General features: G+C 55.4%; 1 pseudogene. It reads right to left on the reverse strand.

Annotation, left to right across the window (positions count from 1 at the left end):
* Positions 1–189 precede the first annotated feature (189 nt).
* A pseudogene (locus FCK22_RS18010) lies at positions 190–617 on the reverse strand (hypothetical protein); the annotation flags it as partial.

A 617-nucleotide genomic window follows, 5' to 3' on the forward strand; every position in this document is an offset into this window, starting at 1 on the left:
CACTGTCCTTAATGATGCCGTCGCAAATCAACAGACCGGCATCCTCATGGTAGCAGTAAGAGTCAGTATCAGAGCCATCTTGCGGGGCGCGGTGAAACGTCAAAAGGCGCCAGCGAAGCAGTTTTTTGGTCATAGGGTTCTCAAGTCTGGGAAGGTTTGGGCGGGCGGCGAGATGCCGCCCGTGACGGGTCAGGCCTGTTGGGTGGGCATATCTTCGTCCATAAGGTCGGGCTCGTCGGGCACGACGATACGGCGCGTGAGGTCTTCTTTCGGCGCGACCATCGGATATAGGTACATGAACGCACCAACGATCAGGTAGCCTATCGTGATGGGATCGAGCTGGGGCATCTGCAGCTTGTAGGAATGAATGATCCCCACCGAGGACATCAAAGAGGCTGCGATTGCAAAGCCGCCTGCCATTTTGAAGCGCCCGTCAATCGTGTCGGCGACAATCGCACCCCAGATAAGACCGGTGATAATCGCCCCCTGACTAGGGTCAGGATGCATTGATTTCGGTCTCTCTGCATGATTCACGGCTCGGAAAAGGAGTGGTGACATGAGTGAACTTTTCTGGCTGACCGATGAGCAAATGGGCAAACTTGCGCCTTTCTTCCCGA

Source organism: Sulfitobacter sp. 15WGC, from assembly GCF_005068605.1.
Classification (GTDB): Bacteria; Pseudomonadota; Alphaproteobacteria; order Rhodobacterales; family Rhodobacteraceae; genus Sulfitobacter; species Sulfitobacter faviae.